Here is a 22,396-nt window from a genome sequence, read left to right on the forward strand (position 1 = left end):
GCTCTGAAAAGCGATCCCGAGCACCGGGGGATCCGCCGACGGTGAAAGCCCTGCGCTCGCGCGGGCGAAGCTCTCAGGCCCATGACAGAGGGGGAGTTCCCAGGGACGACGTCGTCGTCCCGCCCGACCCAGCCCGGGAGAACTCCATGTCCGACCCCCGCTACACCCCGTTGCGCGAGCGCCATGAGGCGCTCGGCGCCTCCTTCACCGATTTCGGCGGCTGGCAGATGCCGGTGCGCTACACGTCCGACCTCGCCGAGCACCACGCGGTGCGGCAGGCAGCGGGCGTCTTCGACATCTCGCACATGGCCGAGTTCACGGTCCGCGGCACGGGCGCGGCGGCCTTCCTCGATTACGCCCTCGCCGGGCGGCTGTCGGCGCTCGCGGTCGGCAAGGCGAAGTACTCCCTGCTGCTGACGGCGGAGGGCGGCATCGTCGACGACGTGATCGTGTACCGGCTGGCCGACGACGACTTCCTCATCATCTCGAACGCCGGCAACCGCGACGCCGTGCGTCGGGCTCTCACCGAGCGGATCGCGGACGCGGACGCGGGCGCCGTGGAGGTCGACGACGTCTCGGACGACTACGCGCTGATCGCCGTGCAGGGCCCGCGGGCCGAGGAGATCCTCGCGGCGACGGCGGGCATCGCCGACGTCAGCATCCCCTGGGCGGAGCAGAAGTACTACGCGTGGGCGACCGCGTCGTTCGCCGGCGAGCCGCTGCTCCTCGCCCGTACCGGCTACACCGGGGAGGACGGCTTCGAGCTCCTCGTCCCGGCCGCCCACGCGACCGCGCTGTGGGACGCCGTCCTCGACGCCGGCGCGCCGCACGGGCTCGTCCCCGCCGGCCTCGCCGCGCGCGACACGCTCCGCCTGGAGGCGGGCATGCCGCTGTACGGCCACGAGCTCAGCCTCGACACCGCACCCGCTCAGGCCGGCCTCGGCCGCGTCGTGGTCGTCGCGAAGGACCGTTTCGTCGGCAAGGATGCTCCGGCGCCCGCCGACGATGCCCGCATCCTCGTCGGCCTGACGGCCGAAGGACGACGCGCCGGCCGCGCCGGCTACGCGGTCGTCGACGCCGACGGCACCCCGATCGGAGAGATCACCAGCGGTGCCCTGAGCCCGACGCTCGGCCATCCCATCGCGATGGCGTACGTCGACCCTTCTTCCGCGGAAGAGGGAACCGCAGTATTCCTTGATGTGCGGGGGACCCGTATCCCCGCGACCGTGACCGCCCTGCCTTTCTACCGGAGGACAAAATGACCGACCTCAGCGCACTCCGCTACACCGAAGAGCACGAATGGATCGCCGGTGACGGCGACACCGTGACGATCGGCATCACCGACTACGCCGCCGAGAAGCTGGGGGATGTCGTCTTCGTCGAGCTCCCCGCCGTCGGCACCGAGCTGACCGCCGGCTCCGTGGTCGGCGAGATCGAGTCCACGAAGTCGGTCGGGGAGCTCTACGCTCCGGTCGCCGGCACGGTCGTCGAGGTCAACGACGCCGTCGTCGACGACCCTTCGCTCGTCAACGCCGAGCCGTTCGAGGGCGGCTGGCTGCTCAAGGTGTCCGTCGCCGCCGGGGCGCTGGACGGACTGCTGGACCGCGACGCGTACGTCGCACTCACGGAGGGCTGATCCGGACGTGGTTGCATTCGCCGATCGTCACATCGGACCGACCGAGGCCGCCCAGCGCACGATGCTCGACGCGCTGGGTCTCGGCTCCGTCGACAACGGGACGCTGAGCCCGGTCGAGGAGCTCATGCGTCAGGCCGTCCCCGCCTCGATCTACACGGGACCGGAGGACGCGGTTGCCGACTCCCGCATCCCGGTCGCCGCGTCGGAGACCGAGGCACTGGCCGAACTGCGTGCCCTCGCCGCGCGGAACACGGTGAACCGCTCGATGATCGGCCTGGGCTACTACGGCACCGTCACGCCGCAGGTCATCCAGCGCAACGTGCTCGAGAACCCGTCCTGGTACACGGCCTACACGCCGTACCAGCCCGAGATCTCGCAGGGGCGCCTGGAAGCGCTCATCAACTTCCAGACCATGGTGGCCGAGCTCACCGGCCTCACCACCGCGAACGCGTCGATGCTCGACGAGTCGACCGCGGTCGTGGAGGCGATGCTGCTCGCGCGCCGGGCCTCGAAGACCTCCTCCAACGTCTTCGCAGTGGACGCGGATGCGCTGCCGCAGACGAAGGCCATGCTCGCGTCCCGGGCCGAGGCGCTCGACATCGAGCTCGTCACGGTCGACTTCGCGGCGGGGGAGGAGCTCCCCGCCGAGCTCTTCGGCGTCTTCGTGCAGTATCCGGGGGCTTCGGGCCGCGTGTGGGATCCGTCCGCGGTGTTCGACGCCGCGCACGTCGCCGGTGCGCTCGCCGTCGCGGCCGCCGACCTCCTCGCGCTGACGCTCCTCACCGCGCCCGGCACCCTCGGGGCCGACGTGGCCGTGGGCACGACGCAGCGCTTCGGTGTGCCGATGGGCTTCGGCGGCCCGCACGCCGGCTACATGGCCGTGCGGGCAGGCCTGGAGCGGCAGCTGCCCGGACGCCTCGTCGGCGTGTCCGTCGACGCCGAGGGCAAGCGGGCCTACCGCCTCTCGCTGCAGACCCGCGAGCAGCACATCCGCCGCGAGAAGGCGACCTCGAACATCTGCACCGCCCAGGTGCTCCTCGCCGTGATGGCCTCGATGTACGCGGTCTACCACGGCCCGGATGGACTCCGCGAGATCGCCCGCGACGTCGCCGCCAAGGCGACGCTGCTGCGCGAGTGGCTCGTCGAGGCCGGCGCCGAGGTCGTCCACGAGCACTTCTTCGACACGCTGACCGTGCGCGTCCCGGGCCGGGCGGCGGAGTACGCCGACCAGGCGCGGGGCGGCTTCGGCATCCTCCTGCGGGTCGCCGACGCCGACACGATCGGCATCGCGGTGGACGAGACGACCACGGTGGCCGAGCTGCACCAGGTCGCGCAGGTCTTCGGCGGGAAGCAGGAGCGCGCCTTCGGCTTCGGCCTCGGCGACGCGGACGCGCTGCAGGACGCCCTCCGCCGCCAGGACGAGTACCTCACGCACCCGGTGTTCCACAGCCACCGCAGCGAGACCGCCATGATGCGGTACCTGAAGAGCCTGTCCGACCGGGACTACGCCCTCGACCGCGGCATGATCCCGCTCGGCTCGTGCACGATGAAGCTCAACGCCGCCACGGAGATGGCCGCCATCACGTGGCCGGAGTTCGCGGGCATCCACCCGTTCGCCCCGGAGGCCGACGTGCGCGGCTACCTGGAGCTCATCGACCAGCTCGAGGGCTGGCTCGCCGAGATCACCGGGTACGACGCGGTGTCGCTGCAGCCGAACGCCGGCTCGCAGGGTGAGCTGGCGGGCCTCCTCGCGATCCGCGGCTACCACCGCGCGAACGGCGACGACCACCGCATCGTGTGCCTCATCCCGTCCTCCGCCCACGGCACGAACGCGGCCTCCGCCGTGCTCGCCGGCATGAAGGTCGTCGTGGTGGCGAGCGACGCGCTCGGCAACGTCGACCTGGACGACCTCCGCGCGAAGATCGCCCAGCACGCCGACGACCTGGCGGCGCTGATGATCACGTACCCGTCCACGCACGGCGTCTACGAGGAGCAGGTCGTCGAGATCACCGGGGCGGTGCACGCGGCCGGCGGTCAGGTGTACGTCGACGGAGCGAACCTCAACGCGCTCCTCGGGTACGCGCGATTCGGCGACCTCGGCGGCGACGTCTCGCACCTCAACCTGCACAAGACCTTCGCCATCCCGCACGGCGGCGGCGGCCCGGGCATCGGTCCGGTCGCGGCGAAGGCCCACCTCGCGCCGTACCTGCCGTCGCACCCGCTCGCGCAGCGCGCCGAGCACTTCGGTGGCCACACGTTCGAGGGCGCGGTGATCTCCGCGGCCCCGTACGGCTCTGCGGGCATCCTCCCGATCTCGTGGGCGTACGTGCGCATGATGGGCGCCGAGGGGCTCCGGCGCGCGACCGCCGCGGCGGTCCTCTCGGCGAACTACATCGCCGAGCGCCTCGGCGGGCACTTCCCGGTGCTCTACACGGGGGAGAACGGACGGGTCGCGCATGAGTGCATCCTCGACCTGCGTCCGCTCAAGGAGGCCACCGGCATCTCCGTCGACGACGTCGCCAAGCGCCTGATCGACTACGGCTTCCACGCGCCGACCATGTCGTTCCCGGTCGCCGGCACCCTCATGGTGGAGCCCACCGAGTCGGAGGACCTCGACGAGATCGAGCGCTTCATCGAGGCCATGATCATGATCAAGGCCGAGGCGGACGCCGTCGCCGCGGGGCGCTGGCCTGCGGACGACAACCCGCTCGTGCACGCCCCGCACACCGCGGTCTCGCTCATCGCGGGGGAGTGGGCGCACGCCTACACCCGCGAGGAGGCCGCTTATCCGGTGCGCTCGCTGGTGGCGGCGAAGTACTGGCCGCCTGTCCGCCGGATCGACCAGGCGTACGGCGACCGCAACCTCGTCTGCGCCTGCCCGCCGATCGAGGCCTTCGCCTGACACGGACCCGCACGACGAACGGCGTCGCGCCCGCCTCCCGGCGGCGCGGCGCCGTTCGCGTTGCGCCATGTTTCGGTCATGTGACAGATGGTCACCACTCAGTAACAGTTCGTTAGCTGAACGTCCTGGACGCGCGACCACCGGGTTACGCTCAGGTATCCCTGCGCGCTCGATGATGAGCCGCGCAGAATTCCCACGTCCACAGGAGGACAAAAGTGAAGCGCAACAAGATCGCCCTCGCGGGCAGCGCACTGTTCGTGATCGGCGCCCTGACCCTGGCAGGCTGCGCCAGCGGCGGCGGCAACGACTCCACGGAGGAGACGCCCTCGGGTGACCCGACCGCGACGATCTCGGTCAACAACACCGAGCCGCAGAACCCGCTCATCCCGACCAACACGAACGAGGTCGGCGGCGGCCTGGTGCTGCAGAGCATCTTCGCGGGTCTGGTCTACTACGACGCCGAGGGCGCCGTGCACAACGACCTCGCCGAGTCGATCGAGACCGAGGACTCCCAGACCTACACGATCAAGATCAAGCCCGACCAGACCTTCGCCAACGGAGACCCTGTCGACGCCGAGTCCTTCGTCAAGGCCTGGAACTACGGTGCCGCGCTCGACAACAAGCAGCTCTCGAGCTACTTCTTCGAGTCCATCGAGGGCTTCTCCTACGAGGAGAACGTGCCGGAGCTGTCGGGCCTCGAGGTCGTGGATGACCTCACCTTCACCGTCAAGCTCAAGCAGCCGGAGTCCGACTTCCCGCTCCGCCTGGGTTACACCGCCTTCTTCCCGCTGCCGGCATCGGCGTGGGACGACCTCGAGGCCTTCGGTGAGAACCCCATCGGCAACGGCCCGTACGTCTTCGCCGAAGAGGGCGCCTGGCGTCACAACGAGAGCATCGAGCTCGTCAAGAACGAGGACTACACGGGTCCGCGTGAGGCGCAGAACGGTGGCATCGACATGCGACTGTACGCCAGCACGGAGGCGGCATACGCCGACCTGCAGGGTGGCGAGCTCGACATCATCCAGGAGATCCCGGACACCGCTCTGCAGACGTTCGAGACCGACTTCCCGGACCGCACGGTGAACCAGCCAGCCGCGGCGAACGCGACCATCACCATCCCGGAGCGCCTCGAGCACTGGAGCGGTGAAGAGGGCCAGCTGCGTCGCGCCGCCATCTCCCACGCGATCGACCGCGAGGAGATCACCGACGTGGTCTTCAGCGGCACGCGCACGCCGATGAAGGACTTCACGTCGCCGGTGATCGACGGCTACTCCGAGGACATCCCCGGATCCGAGGTGCTCGAGTTCGACCCCGAGAAGGCCAAGGAGCTGTGGGCGCAGGCCGACGAGATCGCGCCGTGGACCGGGTCCTTCCAGATCCAGTACAACGCCGACGGCCCCAACCAGGGTTGGGTCGACGCAGTCGCGAACCAGATCAAGAACAACCTCGGCATCGAGGCTTCGGGCAACCCGATTCCGACCTTCGCCGAGCACCGGACGCTGATCACGGAGGAGAAGACGCAGACCGCGTTCCGCACCGGGTGGCAGTTCGACTACCCGTCGATGTTCAACGGCCTCGGCCCGCTCTTCGGCACGGGTGCCGGCTCGAACGACGGCGACTACTCGAACCCGGAGTTCGACAAGCTCCTCGACGAGGGCTCTGCGGCTTCCGACGTCGAGGCGGGCATCGCCAAGTTCCAGGAGGCGCAGGAGATCCTCTTCCAGGACCTCCCGGCCATCCCGCTGTGGTACACCAACGCCATGGGCGCTTGGGGCGACTCGGTGGAGAACGTCGAGTTCGGCTGGGACACCTGGCCGATCCTCTACCAGGTCACGAAGGACGGCGAGTAAGTCTGACAGCACGAACCTGTGAGGCGGTGACGGTCTTCCGTCGCCGCCTCACAGGCTGTGTTCGTCACACTCACTCCGCCTCCTGACTACGGGACAGACGCATGCTCGGCTACATCCTGAGACGTCTCCTGCAGGTGATCCCGGTCTTCTTCGGGGCCACCCTGCTCATCTACTTCCTCGTGTTCGCCATGCCCGGCGACCCGATCCTGGCACTCTTCGGCGACCGGACCCCGAACCCTGCCGTGGTGGAACAGCTGCGCGAGCAGTACCACCTGAACGACCCGTTCCTGGTGCAGTACTGGTACTACATCACCGGCGTCTTCCAGGGCGATCTGGGCACCACCTTCTCCGGCCGGCCGGTGTCGACCGTACTCGCCGAGACGCTTCCGGTCACCGGTCGCCTCGCGGTGATGGCCATCGCCATCGAGTTCACGCTGGCGATCATCATCGGCACGGTTTCGGCGCTGCGCAAGGGCAAGCTCTTCGACCACACGATGCTCATCGTCGCGCTCGTGGCGATCGCGATCCCGATCTTCGTCGTCGCCTTCCTGGCGCAGTACTTCCTGGCGATCAAGCTGGGCTGGTTCAAGCCGACCGTCGGGTCGGACAACGACTGGGGTGGCCTGTGGCTGCCGGCCATCGTTCTGGGCTTCAGCCTGTACGCCGTGAGCATGCGGCTGATGCGCAGCTCGGTCATCGACACGCTCAACCAGGACTGGGTCCGCACGGCGTACAGCAAAGGGCTCTCGCGCGGTCGCGTGATCCCCGTGCATGTCCTCCGCAACTCCCTGATCCCGGTGATCACGAACTCCGCGACGAACTTCGGCGTGCTGCTCGTCGGCGCGACCGTGACCGAGGGAATCTTCAACGTCCCTGGTGTCGGCAACACCCTGTACCAGGCCGCGATCCGCAATGAGGGGCCGACGGTGGTCTCCTTCGTCACGGTGTTCGTGATCCTGTACGTCCTGGTCAACCTCATCATCGACCTGCTGTACGGTCTGCTCGACCCAAGGATCCGCTATGCCTGACCCCACCACGCAGAACCACTATGTCGCTCCGGTCGAGACCGAGACCATCTCTGTCGACGCCGTGCGGATCGCCGAGAAGCCGCGAAACCTCTGGCGAGATGCCTGGTCGGACCTCCGACGGCGTCCGCTGTTCTGGTTCTCCGTCGTCCTCGCGGTGTTCTTCATCGTGATGGCGCTCTGGCCTACCCTCTTCACGTCGGCGCCACCGAACTCCGACTGCCAGCTCGGGAACAGCAACGCCGGCCCCACCGAAGGACATCCGCTGGGCTTCACGTTCCAGGGGTGCGACATCTACTCCCGCATCGTCTGGGGCGCGCAGACGTCACTCTCCGTGGGCCTCCTCGCCACCGCGATCTCCTCGATCCTCGGACTCATCATGGGCGCGTTCGCCGGTTTCTACGGCGGCTGGCTCGATTCGGTGCTCTCGCGGATCGGCGACATCTTCTTCGCCATCCCGTACATCCTCGCCGCCGTCGTCGTCATGACGGTCTTCTCCCAGTACCGCTCGGTGCCCGTGCTCGCGCTCGCCATCGGTGGCTTCGCGTGGGCGGCAACCGCTCGCGTCGTGCGGGCAGAGGTGCTGCGCGTCCGGCAGTCCGACTTCGTCGTGGCCTCCCGTGCACTCGGGCGGTCGAAGTTCCGCACGCTGGTGGGACACGTGATCCCGAACGCGCTCGCACCGCTGCTCGTGGTGTCGACGCTCGGGCTCGCCGCCTCGATCGTCGCGGAGGCCACGCTGTCGTTCCTCGGCGTCGGGCTGGGAAGCAACGTGATGTCGTGGGGCAACGACATCGGTGCCGCGCAGGCATCGCTGCGGGTGGCGCCCATGGCGCTCATCTATCCGTCGATCGCGCTCACGCTGGCCGTGCTCGCCTTCGTCACGCTCGGCGAACTCATCCGAGACGCCATCGACCCGAAGGCGAGGGCACGGCGATGACCGCACGAGCAACCGCGCAGATCCCGCTGCTCAGCGTCCGCGACCTCAGGGTCGCGTTCCGCACTCAGGAAGGGGAGAAGGAGGTCCTCCACGGAGCCAGCTTCGACGTCTTCCCCGGCGAGACCGTCGCCATCGTGGGCGAGTCCGGTTCGGGCAAGTCGACCACGGCGAGCGCCATCGTGAACCTCCTGCCCGGAACCGGTGTCGTCACCGGAGGATCGATCACTCTCGACGGCCGGGAGCTGACGAAGCTCGGTCGCCGGGAGATGGAGGCCGTCCGCGGTCGCGAGATCGGCTTCGTCCCCCAGGACCCGATGTCCAACCTCAATCCGGTGTGGAGCATCGGCTTTCAGGTGAAGGAGGCGATCCGTGCGAACGGGATCGCCCGTGGCCGCGAGGCCGTGAAGGCGCGGACGATCGAGGTGCTGAAGCAGGCGGGGCTGGCCGATGCCGAGAGGCGTCTGCACCAGTACCCTCACCAGTTCTCCGGCGGTATGCGTCAGCGGGCGTTGATCGGGATCGGCCTCGCGGCCGACCCCAAGCTGCTCATCGCCGACGAGCCCACCTCGGCGCTGGATGTCACGGTGCAGCGCGTCATCCTCGATCACATGGCGACGCTCACGCGCGACAAGGGCACCTCGGTGCTCCTCATCACGCATGACCTCGGCCTCGCGGCCGAGCGTGCGGAGAAGATCATCGTGATGAGCAACGGCAACATCGTGGAGGCCGGGCCGAGCCGGCAGATCCTGGAGAACCCGCAGCATCCGTACACCCAGCGACTGGTCGGGGCCGCACCCAGCGTCGCATCGCAACGCATCCAGGCGGTCGTGGAGGACCGGGGTATCGAGACGCTCGACGACCTCGCCGCCATCCCGCCGACGGTGCGCGTCACCGGGCTCACCAAGGACTACAAGATCCGTCAGGGGAACTTCCGCAGCGAAGCCTTCCGGGCGGTCGACGATGTCTCCTTCGAGATCCTGCGGGGGAAGACCCTCGCGCTCGTGGGCGAGTCGGGGTCCGGTAAGTCGACCGTGGCGAAGATGGTGCTGAAGCTCGAGGAGCCCACGAGCGGCACCATCGAGATCGACGGGCAGGATGTGTCGCGCCTCTCGAACGCGCAGGCGTTCGGGTTGCGACGTCGCATGCAGCCGGTGTTCCAGGACCCCTACGGCTCGCTCGATCCGCTGCGCAACATCGGGAACACGATCTCGGAGCCGCTGCAGATCCACGGCGTGGGCGACCGCACCGCGCAGCGCGAGCGCGTCGAGGAGCTCCTCGACCAGGTGGCACTGCCCCGTGCGCTGGCCACCCGGTATCCGAACGAGCTGTCAGGCGGTCAGCGGCAGCGCGTCGCGATCGCGCGCGCTCTCGCCCTCAAGCCCGACATCGTCGTGCTGGACGAGGCGGTGTCGGCGCTCGACGTGCTCGTGCAGGATCAGATCCTGAAGCTGCTCGCCGAGCTCCAATCGGAGCTGAACCTCACCTACCTCTTCATCACGCACGACCTCGCGGTCGTCCGGGTCTCCAGCGACCTGGTCTGCGTCATGGAGAAGGGCAAGGTCGTCGAGCAGGGGACGGTCGACGAGATCTTCGCGAACCCGCAGGAGGAGTACACGGACCGCCTTCTCAAGGCGATCCCCGGCGCGTCGATCCCGCTCGGCGGCCGCTGAGGTGGCATCTCCCGGACACCCCGAGGACGCACGGACCTTCCGTGCGTCCTCGGGCACCGTCGTCTTCGTCCTCAGCGTCCTGCTGGTGCTGTTCCTGCTCGGGGACACCGTCGTCAACGGCAGCATCGTGCAGGCGCTTCTCGTGGCGCCCTGGCTGCTGCTCGGGCTGTGGATCGTGTACGAGACGGCCTTCGTCTCCTTCGTCCGCGTGGATCAGGAGGGGGCCGTGGTGCAGAACCTGCTGCGTCGCACGACCTTCGGCTGGGCGCGTGTGCAGGACATCGACATGCGCTGGCAGCTCGAGTTCACGCTGGACGACGGCCGCACCGTGAGCTGTTGGGGCGGACCGGCCAAGGCACGTCCGCCTCGTCGCTCCCGTGATGAGGATGCTGAGGTGAAGGTGCCGTCGGCGCTCCGGGTGCTCACCGGCATCCGCGACCTGTGGAGCGCTGCGCCCGCGACGGCGGACGCCCCGGTCCGACGCAGCTGGGACGGCCCGGCCCTCATCGCCCTCGCCGTCATCGTGCTGTGGGCCGTCGCGGCGCTCGTCGTCGTCAACCTCGGCTGAGCGCGCCTCAGCCGGGAAGACCGAACAGGGCGGGCCAGGTCGCCGCGGCCCAGGGATAGCCGACGAACGCCGCCGCGTCGATGAGGAAGTGCGCCACCAGGAACGGCAGCAGCCGACCGGTGCGGTGGTAGAGCCACCCGAACAGCAGTCCCATCGCGAGGTTGCCGATGAAGGCACCGGGCCCCTGATAGAGGTGGTACGTCGCACGGAGCACGGAGGTCGAGACGATGATCGTCCACGGCGACCATCCGAGCTGCCGCAGGCGGGCGAACAGGTACCCGAGCACGACGAACTCCTCCTGGAGCGATGCGCGGGCGGCGGCGAGCAGGAGGATCGGCACGGTCCACCAGTGCGCGTCCAGACCCGCGGGGTTCACGGCCACGAACAGTCCGAGCGCCCGCCCGCCGAGGTAGAGCGCCAGCCCCGGCACGCCGATCGCGAGGACGAGGAGCACGCCGCGGCCGACGTCGCCGGCCACCCGGGTGCCGTCCAGGCCGAGGCGCTCCAGGTGCGGGCGACGGCGCTGCCAGAGCAGGAAGCACACGAGGAGCACCGGCACCAAGGCGAATCCGATTGACAGCACCTGATAGATGAGGTCGAACACCTCCCGGTCGCTGCGGGAGGGGTTGAGGGTGGCGGTCTGATCCGCGAGGGGGGTGTCGTCGGTGAGTCGATAGGCGAGCTGCACGATCGCGTAGACCGCGGACTGGCCCAGACCCAGGGCGAGCACGATGGCGATCTCCCACCACAGGCGTGCCCGACCCTCACGCGGTTCGTCCCGCCGAGTGGGCGCGGTCGACGGCGTCTGCGGCGCCGGGGGAGTCGGGTCGGGGAGGGTCACGGGACGATGGTACGACGTGCGTTCAGGAACCCGATCCGCGCGTACGTTATCCTGGAACGTCGGCTTCCCGGCGCAACCCCACACTCTTTGAGGACCCTTGTATGGCGCACGCCCTCCGCTCTGACCTCCGCAACGTCGCAATCGTCGCCCACGTCGACCACGGCAAGACCACGCTCGTCGACGCGATGCTCCGCCAGACGGGCTCCTTCGGCGAACACTCGCACGTGGAGGAGCGCGCGATGGACTCCAACGATCTGGAGCGCGAGAAGGGCATCACGATCCTCGCCAAGAACACGGCGATCACCTACAAGGGCAAGCACGCCGGCGGCAAGGAGATCACGATCAACGTGATCGACACCCCCGGCCACGCCGACTTCGGCGGCGAGGTCGAGCGCGGCCTGTCGATGGTCGACGGCGTCGTGCTGCTCGTGGACGCGAGCGAGGGCCCGCTGCCGCAGACCCGCTTCGTGCTGCGCAAGGCACTCGAGGCCAAGCTCCCCGTCATCCTCCTCGTCAACAAGACCGACCGTCCGGACGCCCGGATCGCCGAGGTCGAGGAGGAGGCGCACGACCTCCTGCTGGGCCTGGCCTCCGATCTCGTCGACGACGTGCCCGACCTCGACGTCGACGCGCTGCTCGACGTGCCCGTGGTCTACGCCTCCGGTCGCGCCGGTGCCGCGTCGCAGAACCGTCCCGCCGACGGCTCGCTGCCCGACAACGACGACCTCGAGCCGCTGTTCGAGGCCATCCTCGAGCACGTCCCGGCCCCGGCCTACGACGACGAGGCCCCGCTGCAGGCCTGGGTCACGAACCTGGACTCCAGCCCCTTCCTCGGTCGCCTCGCCCTGCTGCGCGTCTTCAACGGCACACTCAAGAAGGGCCAGACGGTCGCGTGGGTCCGCTCCGACGGCTCGACCAGCAACGCCCGCATCACCGAGCTGCTGAAGACCCGCGCCCTGGAGCGCTACCCGGCCGAATCCGCCGGCCCCGGCGACATCGTCGCCATCGCCGGCTTCGAGGACATCACGATCGGCGAGACCATCGCCGACCCCGAGGACATCCGCCCGCTGCGGGCCATCACGGTCGACGACCCCGCGATCTCCATGACGATCGGCACGAACACCTCGCCGCTCATGGGCAAGGTCAAGGGGCACAAGCTCACCGCCCGCATGGTGAAGGACCGCCTGGACCGCGAGCTCATCGGCAACGTGTCGCTCAAGGTCGTCGACATCGGCCGTCCCGACGCCTGGGAGGTGCAGGGCCGCGGTGAGCTGGCCCTCGCGATCCTCGTCGAGAACATGCGCCGTGAGGGCTTCGAGCTCACGGTCGGCAAGCCGCAGGTGGTCACCAAGAAGATCGACGGCAAGGTCTACGAGCCGTTCGAGCACCTGACCATCGACACGCCGGAGGAGCACCTCGGCGCGATCACCCAGCTCCTCGCGAACCGCAAGGGTCGCATGGAGAACATGACCAACCACGGCACCGGCTGGGTGCGCATGGAGTTCGTCGTGCCCTCGCGTGGTCTCATCGGCTTCCGCAGCGAGTTCCTCACGACCACCCGCGGCACGGGTATCGCCAACGCGATCTCGCACGGCTACGAGCCGTGGGCGGGGCAGATCACCACCCGCCAGAACGGCTCGATCGTGGCCGACCGCTCGGGTGTCGTCACCCCCTTCGCGATGATCGCGCTCCAGGAGCGCATGTCGTTCTTCGTGCAGCCGACCGAAGAGGTCTACGAGGGCATGGTCATCGGCGAGAACTCGCGCGCCGACGACATGGACGTCAACATCACCAAGGAGAAGAAGCTCACCAACATGCGCTCCTCCACGGCCGACAACTTCGAGTCGATGACGCCGCCGCGCATCCTCACGCTGGAGGAGAGCCTGGAGTTCGCGCGCGACGACGAATGCGTCGAGGTGACTCCGGAGAAGGTCCGCATCCGCAAGGTGATCCTCGACCAGACCGTCCGCGGTCGCGAGGCCTCGCGTCTCAAGCGTCAGGACGCGAACGCCTGATCGCACCGCACTCCTTTCGAGAGGGCCCTACGCCGCCGCCTGGCCGCGTGGGGCCCTCTCCCATGAAAATCCCAGGTGAGGGCTAGTTTTCGTTCAGGTTGATGACGCAGACTCGTTGACTTGCGCCCGGGGCGAGCTCCCGATGAGTCCCCGATATGGGCGTACGACGACCCGAAAGTCAAAGCCTTGCTTCAGAAGACCCGTGCGCTTCGGCGCGCCTCCGACGCGGCAGCCGCTCGCGCCACCGTCACCCGTACACCCCTCATCGCCCTCGGCGCCGCCACGGCCGCGCTCGTCGGCATCACCCTCAGCGTGGGCCTCGCCTCCGCCCCGGCCGGAGCGGAGCGCTCCGACGCCACCTCCGCCGTCACGAGCCACGACCTCGGCACCGAGCCCCTCACCCGTATCGCCGATCAGGCCGTCATGACGGTCTCGAACGCGACCGATGCGGTCGCCGCGGCGAAGAGCCTGTCCACGGAGGTTGCCGAGTCGGGCCTCGACGTGGGCGCGGCGGCGTCCGTGGACACCACCGCTCTCGAGGACGACCTGGAGACCCTCGCCGATCGATCCACCCTCCCGCTGGTCCTCATCACCGTGACGGCCGAGCAGGCCGAAGCCGAGACCGAGCAGGTCGTGACGGCCACCGCAGACCTCCAGAAGGCCTTCACGGCCGCGCAGGAGAAGAAGGCGGCAGAGGACGCCGCCCGCGCCGCCGAGGAGAAGGCGGCGGCCGCAGCGGCCGCGCTCGCCTCCGCGAACACGCCGGACGGGGCTCGGGCCACCGCACAGCAGATGATGGCCGACCGCTACGGCTGGGGCGGCGATCAGTTCTCCTGCCTGAACTCGCTGTGGAACAAGGAGTCCGGCTGGAACTACCAGGCGTACAACAACGACGGCGGAGCGACCGGCATCCCGCAGGCGCTGCCCGGCAGCAAGATGGCCTCGGCGGGTGCCGACTGGCAGACGAACGCCGCCACCCAGATCGCCTGGGGCCTGCAGTACATCGCCGATGCCTACGGCACCCCGTGCAGCGCCTGGGGACACTCCCAGGCCATGAACTGGTACTGAGCCGCAGAGCGGGCCCCCTCGCGGACGATTGCCCCTAGCCGTCACCCGACACGGACGCTACCGTGACAGGGAGACGGCTGGGGGCGTCGCGATTTCCGAGGAGGAATGGTGCTCGACCCCACCGTCTGGCTCGACGTCCCGCAGGAGGTCTCCACGGGCACGCTTCCCGGATGGGAGCGGGTGGACGAGCTCGTGCGGGAGGCGCACGCCCGGTACGCGGACGAGGTGTCCGGGGAGGTGGCGGACTACATCCCCGTCCTCGCCGCGGTCGATCCGGAGCTGTTCGGGCTCGCGGTGATCGAGGTGGGCGGCGGCATCCACGACGCCGGAGACGCGCTGCACGCGTTCTCCATCCAGTCGATCTCGAAGATGTTCGTCTACGCGCTGGCGATCCAGGAGCACGGCCACGAGCGGGTCCGCGAGATCGTGGGCGTCAACAACACCGGCCTCGCCTTCAACTCGGTGGTGGCGCTGGAGCTCAACGACGGGCATCCGCGCAACCCGATGGTCAACGCCGGGGCGATCGCGACCACCGCGCTGATGCCCGGCGCCACGGCGGTGGAGCAGTGGGAGCGCGTCCGCGAGGGGCTGTCCGCGTTCGCCGGACGACCGCTGAGCCTGGACGGCGAGGTCTACGCCTCCGAGGCCGGGTCGAACGAGCGCAACCGCGCACTCGGATGGCTGCTGCGCAGCTACGGACGACTGGCCGGCGATCCGGACGAGATCGTCGACGTCTACACCCGTCAGTGCGCGCTCAGCGTGACCGCGCACGATCTCGCCGTCATGGGGGCCACGCTCGCCGACGGCGGGGTCAACCCCGTGACGGGAGAGCGGGTGGTCTCCGCGGACGTCTGCCGTGACACGCTCGCCGTCGTCGCGGCGAGTGGGCTGTACGAGCGGTCAGGGGACTGGCTGTTCGAGATCGGCCTTCCGGCCAAGTCGGGCGTCTCGGGCGGCCTCGTCGCCGTCTCTCCCGGCAAGGGCGCCGTCGCCGGCTTCTCGCCCCGGCTGGACGAGGCGGGCAACTCGATCCGGTCGCAGATGGCGATCGGCCACCTGTCGCGGTCGCTGGGGCTGAACCTCTTCGCCTCCGCGCCCGCGCCCGCGCATGCCGGCGAGGCGCGTGTCTCGTCAGCCTCGGAAGGAGAGCGCTCATGACCCGCACGGCCCCCGCCCCCGCGAAGACGTCCTGGCTGCCGATGGTCAGCCTGTTCCTCGCACAGGTGCTCATGTCCTTCAACGTCGCAGCGCTGCCGATCTCCCTCGGCGGCATGGTGAGCGACTTCGGCGTCCCGCCGACCGTCGCGAGCACGACGATCGTGATGTACGGCCTCGCCGTCGCGGCGCTCGTGATGACCGGGGCCAAGCTCGGGCAGCGCGTCGGCTGGGTGCTGATCTTCCGCGTCGTCGTCGCGCTCTTCGCGGGGTCGGCCGTGATGATGCTCCTCGCCCCGACCGTCTGGTGGGCCATCGCCGGGCAGGCCGTGGCGGGAGCGGCCGCGGCGATCATCGTCCCCTCGATCGTGGCTCTGATCGCCGAGAACTACCGGGGCCCGCAGCAGGCCACGGCCATCGGCGCGATCGGCTCGGCACGCGCGATCTCCGGCGTCAGCGCCTTCCTCATCGGAGGGACGCTCGGGACGCTCGTCGGGTGGCGTCCGCTCTTCGTCATCGTGCTGGCGATCGCCGTCGCGGTCTTCGCGCTGAGCTTCACGCTGCGCGGCGATCGCGGCGATGCGGCGATCCGCATCGATCTCGTCGCGGCCCTCCTCATCGGCGCGGCGATCGTGCTGCTGACCCTCGGATTCAACAACCTGAACAGCTGGGGAGCGCTCGCGGCGGCGCCGTCCGCCCCGTTCTCGGTCTTCGGGCTCTCACCGGCACCGATCTTCATCGTGCTGGGGATCATCCTGGGCCAGGGGTTCTTCCTGTGGACGCGGCGGCGGATGGCGGAGGGCAAGGTGCCGCTGATCGATCTGAGCGTGCTCGGCTCGTCCCGGGAGCGCGCCGCGGTGTACGCCATGTTCATCGTCGTGGCGCTGGAAGCCTGCGTGAACTTCACGGTGCCGCTGTACATCCAGATCGTCCAGGGGCGGACGCCCTTCGACACCGCCCTCGCGATGATGCCGTTCAACCTCACGGTGTTCGTCACGGCGACGCTCGTCGTGCGGTTCTACACGCGCTATCCGCCGCGCACGATCGGCGTCTTCGGGTTCATCCTCACCACGGCGGCGCTCGTCTGGCTGTCCGTCGTCGTGACGAACAACTGGGAGACGGTGCCGACCATCGCCGGCCTCATCGTGTTCGGCATCGGCCAGGGCGCGCTCGTCACCCTGGTCTTCAACGTGCTCGTGACCGCGGCGCCGCCCGAGCTCGCCGGCGACGTGGGATCGTTGCGCGGCACCACGCAGAACCTCGCCTCCGCGGTCGGGACGGCGCTCGCCGGGGCGCTGCTGGTCTCGCTGCTCGCGCTCAACGTCGGACGCGCGGTCGTGGAGCATCCGGACCTGCCGCCGTCGCTGGTGTCGCAGGTCGACCTCAACGAGGTGAACTTCGTCAGCAACGACGAACTGCGTGCGGTCCTGGAGACCACGGATGCGACGCCGGAACAGGTCGACGCCGCGGTCGCCGTGAACGAGGAGTCGCGCCTGCGCACGCTCAAGCTCGGCCTGCTGATCCTCGCCGCGGTGAGCGCGCTCGCGATCCTGCCGGCGTCGCGCCTGCCGAACTACCGTCCGCACGAGATCCCGGATCCCTCGCCGGCCGGGGCGGGGGAGTGATCCTCAGCGGAGCTCGGAGATGAGCACGGCGCTCGTCCCGGGCGCGATGGCCTCGAACACGTGCGCCGCGTCGCCGGCGTACGTCAGGTAGTCGCCCGGGTTCAGTACCACGGCATCCTCGGGCGGGCCGACCCGCGCCTGCCCGGCGATGAGGATCACGTGCTCGATCGTGCCCGCATGGTGGGGGTCCGAGCGCCGGGGGTCGCCGGGCTCCGCCTGGATGAGGTACACGTCGCGCCGGGCGCCCGGAGGGCTCGCCGAGAGGAGTGTGGCGCTGTAGGCGGCGGCAGAGGAGGGCACCCCCGCGAGGTCGTCGGCGCGGATGAGGGTGGGGGCGTTGGCCTGCTGGTCGACGAGCACCGCGAAGGGCACGCCGAGCGCGACGCCCAGCGCCCACAGCGTCTCGACGCTCGGGTTGCCGGCACCGCTCTCGAGCTGGGAGACCGTCGCCTTGGAGATGCCGGCCCGCCGGGCGAGCTCGGAGACGGACAGGTTCGCCGCCTCGCGCTCGCGGCGGAGCGTGCGGGCGATGCGGGTGCGGAGATCGTCCATGCGTTCATCATGGCAAACGATCGTTCGCTTGACTATGCATCCGGGCATGTTCAGAATGATGATCGTGTGTTCAGTGAAGCGAACGTCGTGGCGGAGCGGACTCCGGTGACCGCCGAGCGTGAGGTGTGGCGCGAGGCCCTCGGCGTCGTGCTCGCGACGAGCGCCTACGGGATCTCCTTCGGCGCGCTCGCCGTGGCCGCGGGCCTCGACGTGTGGCAGACATGCGTGCTCAGTCTCCTGATGTTCACCGGGGGATCGCAGTTCGCCTTCGTGGGCGTCTTCACCGCCGGCGGACTGGCCGCCCTGCCCTCGGCGATCGCGTCCGCCGCCCTGCTCGGGGTGCGCAACGTCGCCTACGGGATGCGCATGTCGCCGGTCGTCGGCGGGGGACCGGTACGACGAGCGCTCGCCGCGCACTTCACGATCGACGAGTCCACCGCCGTGGCGATCGCGCAGGACGATCCGCGCCTGCGCCGGGTGGGCTTCTGGGTCACGGGTGTCGGCATCTTCCTCGGCTGGAACCTCACCACGCTCGTCGGTGCGCTGGTCGGCGACGTGCTCGGCGACCCGAAGGCCTGGGGGCTGGATGCGGCGGCGGCCGCGGCGTTCCTCGCCCTGCTGTGGCCGCGTCTGCGTCAACGGCAGGCGGTCGCCGTCGGGATCGCGGCCGCCGTGATCGCGGCCGCCCTCACCCCGTTCCTCCTGCCCGGACTCCCGGTGCTCGTCGCCGCCGTCGTCGCAATCGTCGTCGGATGGTTCAACTGGCTCGGAACGCCGCGCCCCGCAGGCGCCGGCGAAGGGGAGGGGTCCGCATGACCCTCTGGAGCGCCATCCTTCTCGCGGCCCTGATCTGCCTCGCCCTGAAGGCCGTGGGCTATCTCGTGCCGCCGAAGGTGCTCGAAGCGCCGCGTCCGGCCCGTATCTCCGATCTCCTCACCGTCGCGCTGCTCGCCGCCCTCGTCGCGGTGCAGTCGCTCGGCGACGGGCAGGCCATCACCGTCGACGCGCGTGTCCCCGCCCTGCTCGTCGCGGCAGGTCTCCTCTGGCTGCGGCAGTCGTTCCTCGTGGTGGTGGCCGCCGCTGCCCTCGTCGCCGCGCTGCTGCGGCTGTTCGGTCTGGCCGCCTGACACGTCGTTCCGCCGGACAGCGCCCGGGTAGGATCGGGGGGTGCGCGGGAAGTGGTTGTCGAGGGTGCTGTCCTGGGTGGCTGCTGCCCTGGTGGGTGGGGTCTACGGCGTGGCCGGGACCATCGCACACAGCGTCATGTGGGGGCCGATCCCAATCGGCCTCATCGTCGCCGCCATCGCCTGCGCTGCGATCCTCATCGCCGTCCGTGCGCTCACCCACGACCGGGGAGCGGCCGTGGCCGCCGGTCTGGGGATGCTGGGCATGATCGTGCTCATCTCGGGCGTCGGCCCCGGCGGCTCCGTCGTCGTGCAGGACACCCTCGCCGGGCGCATCTGGACGTATCTCGCCGCCGGCATCGTGCTGCTGGTCATCGCGTGGCCGTCGTTCTCCCGGCAGCCGGTCCGCCCCGCCACGCCGTCCTCGGAGGAACCCGAGGTCCACGGGTCGTAGACTGAGGGGGTGACGTATGTGATCGCCCTCCCGTGCGTCGATGTCAAGGATCGCGCCTGCATCGACGAGTGCCCCGTTGACTGCATCTACGAGGGCGAACGGTCGCTCTACATCCACCCCGACGAGTGCGTGGACTGCGGAGCGTGCGAGCCGGTGTGCCCGGTCGAGGCGATCTACTACGAGGACGACCTGCCCGACGAGTGGCAGGACTACTACAAGGCCAACGTCGAGTTCTTCGACGAGATCGGCTCGCCCGGCGGCGCCGCCAAGGTCGGCGTCTACCCGTTCGACCACCCGATCATCGCCGCGCTCCCGCCGCAGGGCGAGTAGGCGCGCTCCGTGAGCGTCCGCGACCTCGCCGACTACCCGTGGGACGCCGTGGTCCCGTATCGTGAGCGCGCCGCCCGGCACCCGGGCGGTCTCGTCGACCTCTCCGTCGGCTCGCCGGTCGACCCCACCCCGGAGATCATCCGTCGGGCCCTCGCCGCGGCGACCGACGCCCACGCCTACCCGCAGACCGTCGGCACCCCCGCGCTCCGGGAGGCCATCGTCGACTGGTACGCCCGCCGCCGCGGCGTCCCGGACCTCCGGGTCGACAACGTGCTGCCGACGATCGGCTCCAAGGAGCTCGTCGCGCTCCTGCCCACGCTGCTGGGGCTCGGCACCGGCGATATCGTGGTGCATCCTCGCGTCGCCTACCCGACGTATGAGGTCGGCGCGCGGGTGGCAGGGGCGACGCCCCTCGCGGTCGACGACCCGGCGGAGTGGCCGGAGGGCGCCAAGCTCATCTGGATCAACACCCCCGGCAACCCCGACGGCCGCACCTGGACGGTCGACGAGCTCGCCGCGGCGGTGCAGCGGGCGCGGGAACTGGGCGCCGTGCTGGCCAGCGACGAGTGCTACGCCGAGCTCGGCTGGGACGGCCCCTGGGCGGACGACGCGATCCCGTCGGTGCTCGACCCCCGGGTGACCGGCGGCACGCGGGCGAATCTCCTCAGCGTGTACTCGCTGAGCAAGCAGTCCAACCTCGCGGGTTATCGGGCGGCCTTCGTCGCCGGCTGCGCCCGCGTGGTCGGCGAGCTCCTCGCCGCGCGCAAGCACCTCGGCCTCATGCCGCCCGCGCCGGTGCAGCAGGCGATGATCGTCGCCCTCGGTGACGACGCACACGTCGCGGCGCAGAAGGAGCTCTACCGTGAGCGGCGGGCGCTGCTGCTGCCCGCCGTCGAGGCTGCCGGCTTCCGCATCGACGGCTCGCAGGCCGGGCTGTACCTCTGGGCGACCGAGGGGCGCGACGCCTGGGAGTCGATGGCGCGCCTCGCGGACCTCGGGATCCTCGCGGGCCCCGGGCACTTCTACGGCGCCTCGTCGCCTGCGCACGTGCGGCTGTCGCTGACGGCGCCGACCGACCGCGTCGCGGAAGCGGCGCGACGCCTGCGCGGCGCGGATCTGTAGGATCCCTCCCTGTTGCAGCCATCCCTTTGGCGGTTGTCACAGTAGGCCTGCGTGACGACTAGGCTGTAAAGGCGATTCGGTCGGCACCCGGCCCGGCGCTCGGCGCCAGAGATATCGCCAGTTCCGGCTTGATCAAGAACTTGCTGACGCCCGCGATGCCGGGGCGATCAGACAGAATGAGGAGGTCCGCGTGAGCGCTGCGGCAGACCAGACGGCGAAGCTGACGATCGGCGACACCACCGCCGAATTCCCCCTGGTGCGCGGTACCGCGGGTCACGACAGCATCGACTTCTCGACGCTGACCCGTCAGACCGGCTACACCGGGCTCGACTACGGCTTCGTCAACACCGCCTCCACGAAGTCGGACATCACCTTCATCGACGGCGACAAGGGCATCCTGCGCTACCGCGGCTACCCGATCGAGCAGCTCGCCGGCAGCACCAGCTACCTCGAGGTCGCGTGGCTGCTCATCTACGGAGAGCTCCCGTCCGCCGGAGAGCTGGCCGAGTTCGACGAGAAGATCCGTCGGCACACGCTGCTGCACGAAGACCTCAAGCGCTTCTTCTCCGCGCTGCCGCACACCGCGCACCCCATGTCGGTGCTCTCCTCCGCCGTCGCCGCCCTGTCGACGTACTACGAGGGGCAGACCGACCCGCACAACCCCGAGCACGTCGAGCTGAACACCATCCGCATGCTCGCCAAGCTGCCGGTCATCGCCGCCTACGCGCACAAGAAGAGCGTCGGCCAGGCGTTCCTCTACCCGGACAACTCGCTCGGTTTCGTGGAGAACTTCCTCAAGCTGAACTTCGGCGTGAACTCCGAGCCGTACGAGATCAACCCGACCATGGTGAAGGCCCTCGAACTGCTGCTCATCCTGCACGAGGACCACGAGCAGAACGCCTCGACCTCCACGGTCCGCCTCGTCGGCTCCACGGGAGCCAACCAGTTCGCCTCCGTCTCGGCCGGCATCCAGGCTCTCTCCGGGCCCCTGCACGGCGGCGCGAACGAGGCCGTCCTCACGATGCTCGGCCAGATCCGCGACTCGGGCCAGAGCGTCTCCCGGTTCGTCGAGCGGGTGAAGAATAAGGAAGAGGGCGTGAAGCTCATGGGCTTCGGGCACCGGGTCTACAAGAACTACGACCCGCGCGCCAAGCTCGTCAAGGAGGCCGCGGACGAGGTGCTGAGCTCGCTCGGCGTCACCGACCCGCTCCTGGACCTCGCGAAGGAGCTCGAGGAGATCGCCCTCGCGGACGACTACTTCCGTGAGCGTCGCCTGTATCCGAACGTCGACTTCTACACGGGCGTGATCTACAAGGCGATGGGCTTCCCCACGCGGATGTTCACGGTCCTCTTCGCGATCGGCCGCCTGCCCGGCTGGCTCGCCCAGTGGCGCGAGCTCCAGCTCGACCCGCAGACGAAGATCGGCCGTCCGCAGCAGCTCTACACCGGGTCGCCGGAGCGCGCCTTCCCGACGCGCTGAGCGCGGCGCCGCAGACGACGAAGGCCCCCTCGCACCGGA

The 22,396-nt window shown here is 69.6% G+C and carries 20 protein-coding genes; 18 read left to right on the forward strand and 2 right to left on the reverse strand.

Going from position 1 to position 22,396, the window contains the following annotated elements:
- The first annotated feature begins 146 nt into the window (after nucleotides 1-146).
- The 8 genes from gcvT (at nucleotide 147) to ACFU8V_RS07780 (ending at nucleotide 10,591) form a co-directional block, all read left to right on the forward strand.
- Nucleotides 147-1,262 carry a glycine cleavage system aminomethyltransferase GcvT gene (gcvT, locus tag ACFU8V_RS07745; protein ID WP_085606589.1) on the forward strand — a complete coding sequence of 372 codons (1,116 nt, stop codon included), beginning with the start codon at nucleotides 147-149 and terminating at the stop codon, nucleotides 1,260-1,262.
- Entirely contained in the window at nucleotides 1,259-1,636 is a 378-nt protein-coding gene (gcvH, locus tag ACFU8V_RS07750) for a glycine cleavage system protein GcvH (protein WP_378870233.1), read from the forward strand. The genes gcvT and gcvH overlap by 4 nt, the downstream gene beginning before the upstream one ends.
- 61 nt (nucleotides 1,637-1,697) lie before the next feature.
- A complete protein-coding gene (gcvP, locus tag ACFU8V_RS07755) occupies nucleotides 1,698-4,538 on the forward strand; it encodes an aminomethyl-transferring glycine dehydrogenase (protein ID WP_378871835.1) in 2,841 nt (946 codons plus the stop codon).
- A 215-nt stretch (nucleotides 4,539-4,753) separates the two neighbouring features.
- Nucleotides 4,754-6,388 (forward strand): ABC transporter substrate-binding protein, encoded by a 1,635-nt coding sequence (locus ACFU8V_RS07760; RefSeq protein ID WP_085606585.1) that lies wholly within the window; start codon nucleotides 4,754-4,756, stop codon nucleotides 6,386-6,388.
- Between the two features lie 101 nt (nucleotides 6,389-6,489).
- Nucleotides 6,490-7,416, forward strand: a complete 927-nt coding sequence (locus ACFU8V_RS07765; protein WP_085606583.1) for an ABC transporter permease — start codon at nucleotides 6,490-6,492, stop codon at nucleotides 7,414-7,416.
- Nucleotides 7,409-8,353 (forward strand): ABC transporter permease, encoded by a 945-nt coding sequence (locus ACFU8V_RS07770; RefSeq protein WP_085606581.1) that lies wholly within the window; start codon nucleotides 7,409-7,411, stop codon nucleotides 8,351-8,353. The genes ACFU8V_RS07765 and ACFU8V_RS07770 overlap by 8 nt, the downstream gene beginning before the upstream one ends.
- Nucleotides 8,350-10,023, forward strand: coding sequence for a dipeptide ABC transporter ATP-binding protein (locus ACFU8V_RS07775; protein WP_378870237.1), 1,674 nt, complete (start codon nucleotides 8,350-8,352; stop codon nucleotides 10,021-10,023). Before ACFU8V_RS07770 ends, ACFU8V_RS07775 begins: the two co-directional genes overlap by 4 nt.
- Before the next feature lies 1 nt (nucleotide 10,024).
- Nucleotides 10,025-10,591 carry a PH domain-containing protein gene (locus ACFU8V_RS07780; RefSeq protein WP_378870240.1) on the forward strand — a complete coding sequence of 189 codons (567 nt, stop codon included), beginning with the start codon at nucleotides 10,025-10,027 and terminating at the stop codon, nucleotides 10,589-10,591.
- Nucleotides 10,592-10,598: 7 nt separating this feature from the next.
- Here the strand turns inward: ACFU8V_RS07780 and ACFU8V_RS07785 are convergent, their stop codons facing one another.
- Complete coding sequence (locus tag ACFU8V_RS07785; RefSeq protein ID WP_036292450.1) at nucleotides 10,599-11,342, reverse strand: CPBP family intramembrane glutamic endopeptidase; 744 nt, start codon at nucleotides 11,340-11,342, stop codon at nucleotides 10,599-10,601.
- A 191-nt stretch (nucleotides 11,343-11,533) separates the two neighbouring features.
- On the opposite strand from ACFU8V_RS07785, the gene typA reads away from it, so the two are divergent.
- The 4 genes from typA to ACFU8V_RS07805 all read left to right on the forward strand — a co-directional run bounded on the left by typA (nucleotide 11,534) and on the right by ACFU8V_RS07805 (nucleotide 17,295).
- Nucleotides 11,534-13,447 carry a translational GTPase TypA gene (gene typA / locus ACFU8V_RS07790; protein ID WP_378870243.1) on the forward strand — a complete coding sequence of 638 codons (1,914 nt, stop codon included), beginning with the start codon at nucleotides 11,534-11,536 and terminating at the stop codon, nucleotides 13,445-13,447.
- Between the two features lie 186 nt (nucleotides 13,448-13,633).
- Complete coding sequence (locus ACFU8V_RS07795) at nucleotides 13,634-14,515, forward strand: phospholipase (RefSeq protein WP_378870246.1); 882 nt, start codon at nucleotides 13,634-13,636, stop codon at nucleotides 14,513-14,515.
- A gap of 105 nt (nucleotides 14,516-14,620) precedes the next feature.
- Nucleotides 14,621-15,673: a glutaminase A gene (gene glsA / locus ACFU8V_RS07800; protein WP_126894002.1), complete on the forward strand. Its 1,053-nt coding sequence runs from the start codon at nucleotides 14,621-14,623 to the stop codon at nucleotides 15,671-15,673.
- Nucleotides 15,670-17,295, forward strand: coding sequence for an MFS transporter (locus ACFU8V_RS07805; RefSeq protein ID WP_315108335.1), 1,626 nt, complete (start codon nucleotides 15,670-15,672; stop codon nucleotides 17,293-17,295). The genes glsA and ACFU8V_RS07805 overlap by 4 nt, the downstream gene beginning before the upstream one ends.
- Nucleotides 17,296-17,298: 3 nt before the next feature.
- Here the strand turns inward: ACFU8V_RS07805 and ACFU8V_RS07810 are convergent, their stop codons facing one another.
- The gene (locus tag ACFU8V_RS07810) at nucleotides 17,299-17,847 is read right to left on the reverse strand and encodes a helix-turn-helix domain-containing protein (RefSeq protein WP_025102949.1); all 549 of its coding nucleotides are present in this window, start codon (nucleotides 17,845-17,847) and stop codon (nucleotides 17,299-17,301) included.
- Between the two features lie 105 nt (nucleotides 17,848-17,952).
- On the opposite strand from ACFU8V_RS07810, the gene ACFU8V_RS07815 reads away from it, so the two are divergent.
- The 6 genes from ACFU8V_RS07815 (at nucleotide 17,953) to ACFU8V_RS07840 (ending at nucleotide 22,357) form a co-directional block, all read left to right on the forward strand.
- Nucleotides 17,953-18,663 (forward strand): AzlC family ABC transporter permease, encoded by a 711-nt coding sequence (locus ACFU8V_RS07815; protein WP_378871840.1) that lies wholly within the window; start codon nucleotides 17,953-17,955, stop codon nucleotides 18,661-18,663.
- Nucleotides 18,660-18,974, forward strand: a complete 315-nt coding sequence (locus ACFU8V_RS07820) for an AzlD domain-containing protein (protein WP_025102951.1) — start codon at nucleotides 18,660-18,662, stop codon at nucleotides 18,972-18,974. Before ACFU8V_RS07815 ends, ACFU8V_RS07820 begins: the two co-directional genes overlap by 4 nt.
- A gap of 40 nt (nucleotides 18,975-19,014) precedes the next feature.
- Nucleotides 19,015-19,425, forward strand: coding sequence for a hypothetical protein (locus ACFU8V_RS07825; RefSeq protein WP_060922743.1), 411 nt, complete (start codon nucleotides 19,015-19,017; stop codon nucleotides 19,423-19,425).
- Between the two features lie 9 nt (nucleotides 19,426-19,434).
- A complete protein-coding gene (fdxA, locus tag ACFU8V_RS07830; protein ID WP_017203330.1) occupies nucleotides 19,435-19,755 on the forward strand; it encodes a ferredoxin in 321 nt (106 codons plus the stop codon).
- A 9-nt stretch (nucleotides 19,756-19,764) separates the two neighbouring features.
- On the forward strand, nucleotides 19,765-20,877 hold the full coding sequence (gene dapC, locus ACFU8V_RS07835) for a succinyldiaminopimelate transaminase (protein ID WP_085606572.1): 1,113 nt from the start codon (nucleotides 19,765-19,767) through the stop codon (nucleotides 20,875-20,877).
- A gap of 190 nt (nucleotides 20,878-21,067) precedes the next feature.
- On the forward strand, nucleotides 21,068-22,357 hold the full coding sequence (locus ACFU8V_RS07840) for a citrate synthase (protein ID WP_025102954.1): 1,290 nt from the start codon (nucleotides 21,068-21,070) through the stop codon (nucleotides 22,355-22,357).
- The last annotated feature ends 39 nt before the right edge of the window (nucleotides 22,358-22,396 follow it).

The organism is Microbacterium sp. NPDC057658, from assembly GCF_042799975.1.
Taxonomy (GTDB): domain Bacteria; phylum Actinomycetota; class Actinomycetes; order Actinomycetales; family Microbacteriaceae; genus Microbacterium.

Coding starts and splice junctions, on each gene's coding strand:
- ACFU8V_RS07765 (WP_085606583.1), top strand. CDS start 6,490: ATGCTCGGCTACATCCTGAGACGTCTCCTGCAGGTGATCCCGGTCTTC.
- ACFU8V_RS07775 (WP_378870237.1), top strand. CDS start 8,350: ATGACCGCACGAGCAACCGCGCAGATCCCGCTGCTCAGCGTCCGCGAC.
- glsA (WP_126894002.1), top strand. CDS start 14,621: ATGGTGCTCGACCCCACCGTCTGGCTCGACGTCCCGCAGGAGGTCTCC.
- typA (WP_378870243.1), top strand. CDS start 11,534: ATGGCGCACGCCCTCCGCTCTGACCTCCGCAACGTCGCAATCGTCGCC.
- ACFU8V_RS07770 (WP_085606581.1), top strand. CDS start 7,409: ATGCCTGACCCCACCACGCAGAACCACTATGTCGCTCCGGTCGAGACC.
- ACFU8V_RS07820 (WP_025102951.1), top strand. CDS start 18,660: ATGACCCTCTGGAGCGCCATCCTTCTCGCGGCCCTGATCTGCCTCGCC.
- ACFU8V_RS07805 (WP_315108335.1), top strand. CDS start 15,670: ATGACCCGCACGGCCCCCGCCCCCGCGAAGACGTCCTGGCTGCCGATG.
- ACFU8V_RS07810 (WP_025102949.1), bottom strand. CDS start 17,847: ATGGACGATCTCCGCACCCGCATCGCCCGCACGCTCCGCCGCGAGCGC.
- gcvP (WP_378871835.1), top strand. CDS start 1,698: ATGCTCGACGCGCTGGGTCTCGGCTCCGTCGACAACGGGACGCTGAGC.
- gcvT (WP_085606589.1), top strand. CDS start 147: ATGTCCGACCCCCGCTACACCCCGTTGCGCGAGCGCCATGAGGCGCTC.
- gcvH (WP_378870233.1), top strand. CDS start 1,259: ATGACCGACCTCAGCGCACTCCGCTACACCGAAGAGCACGAATGGATC.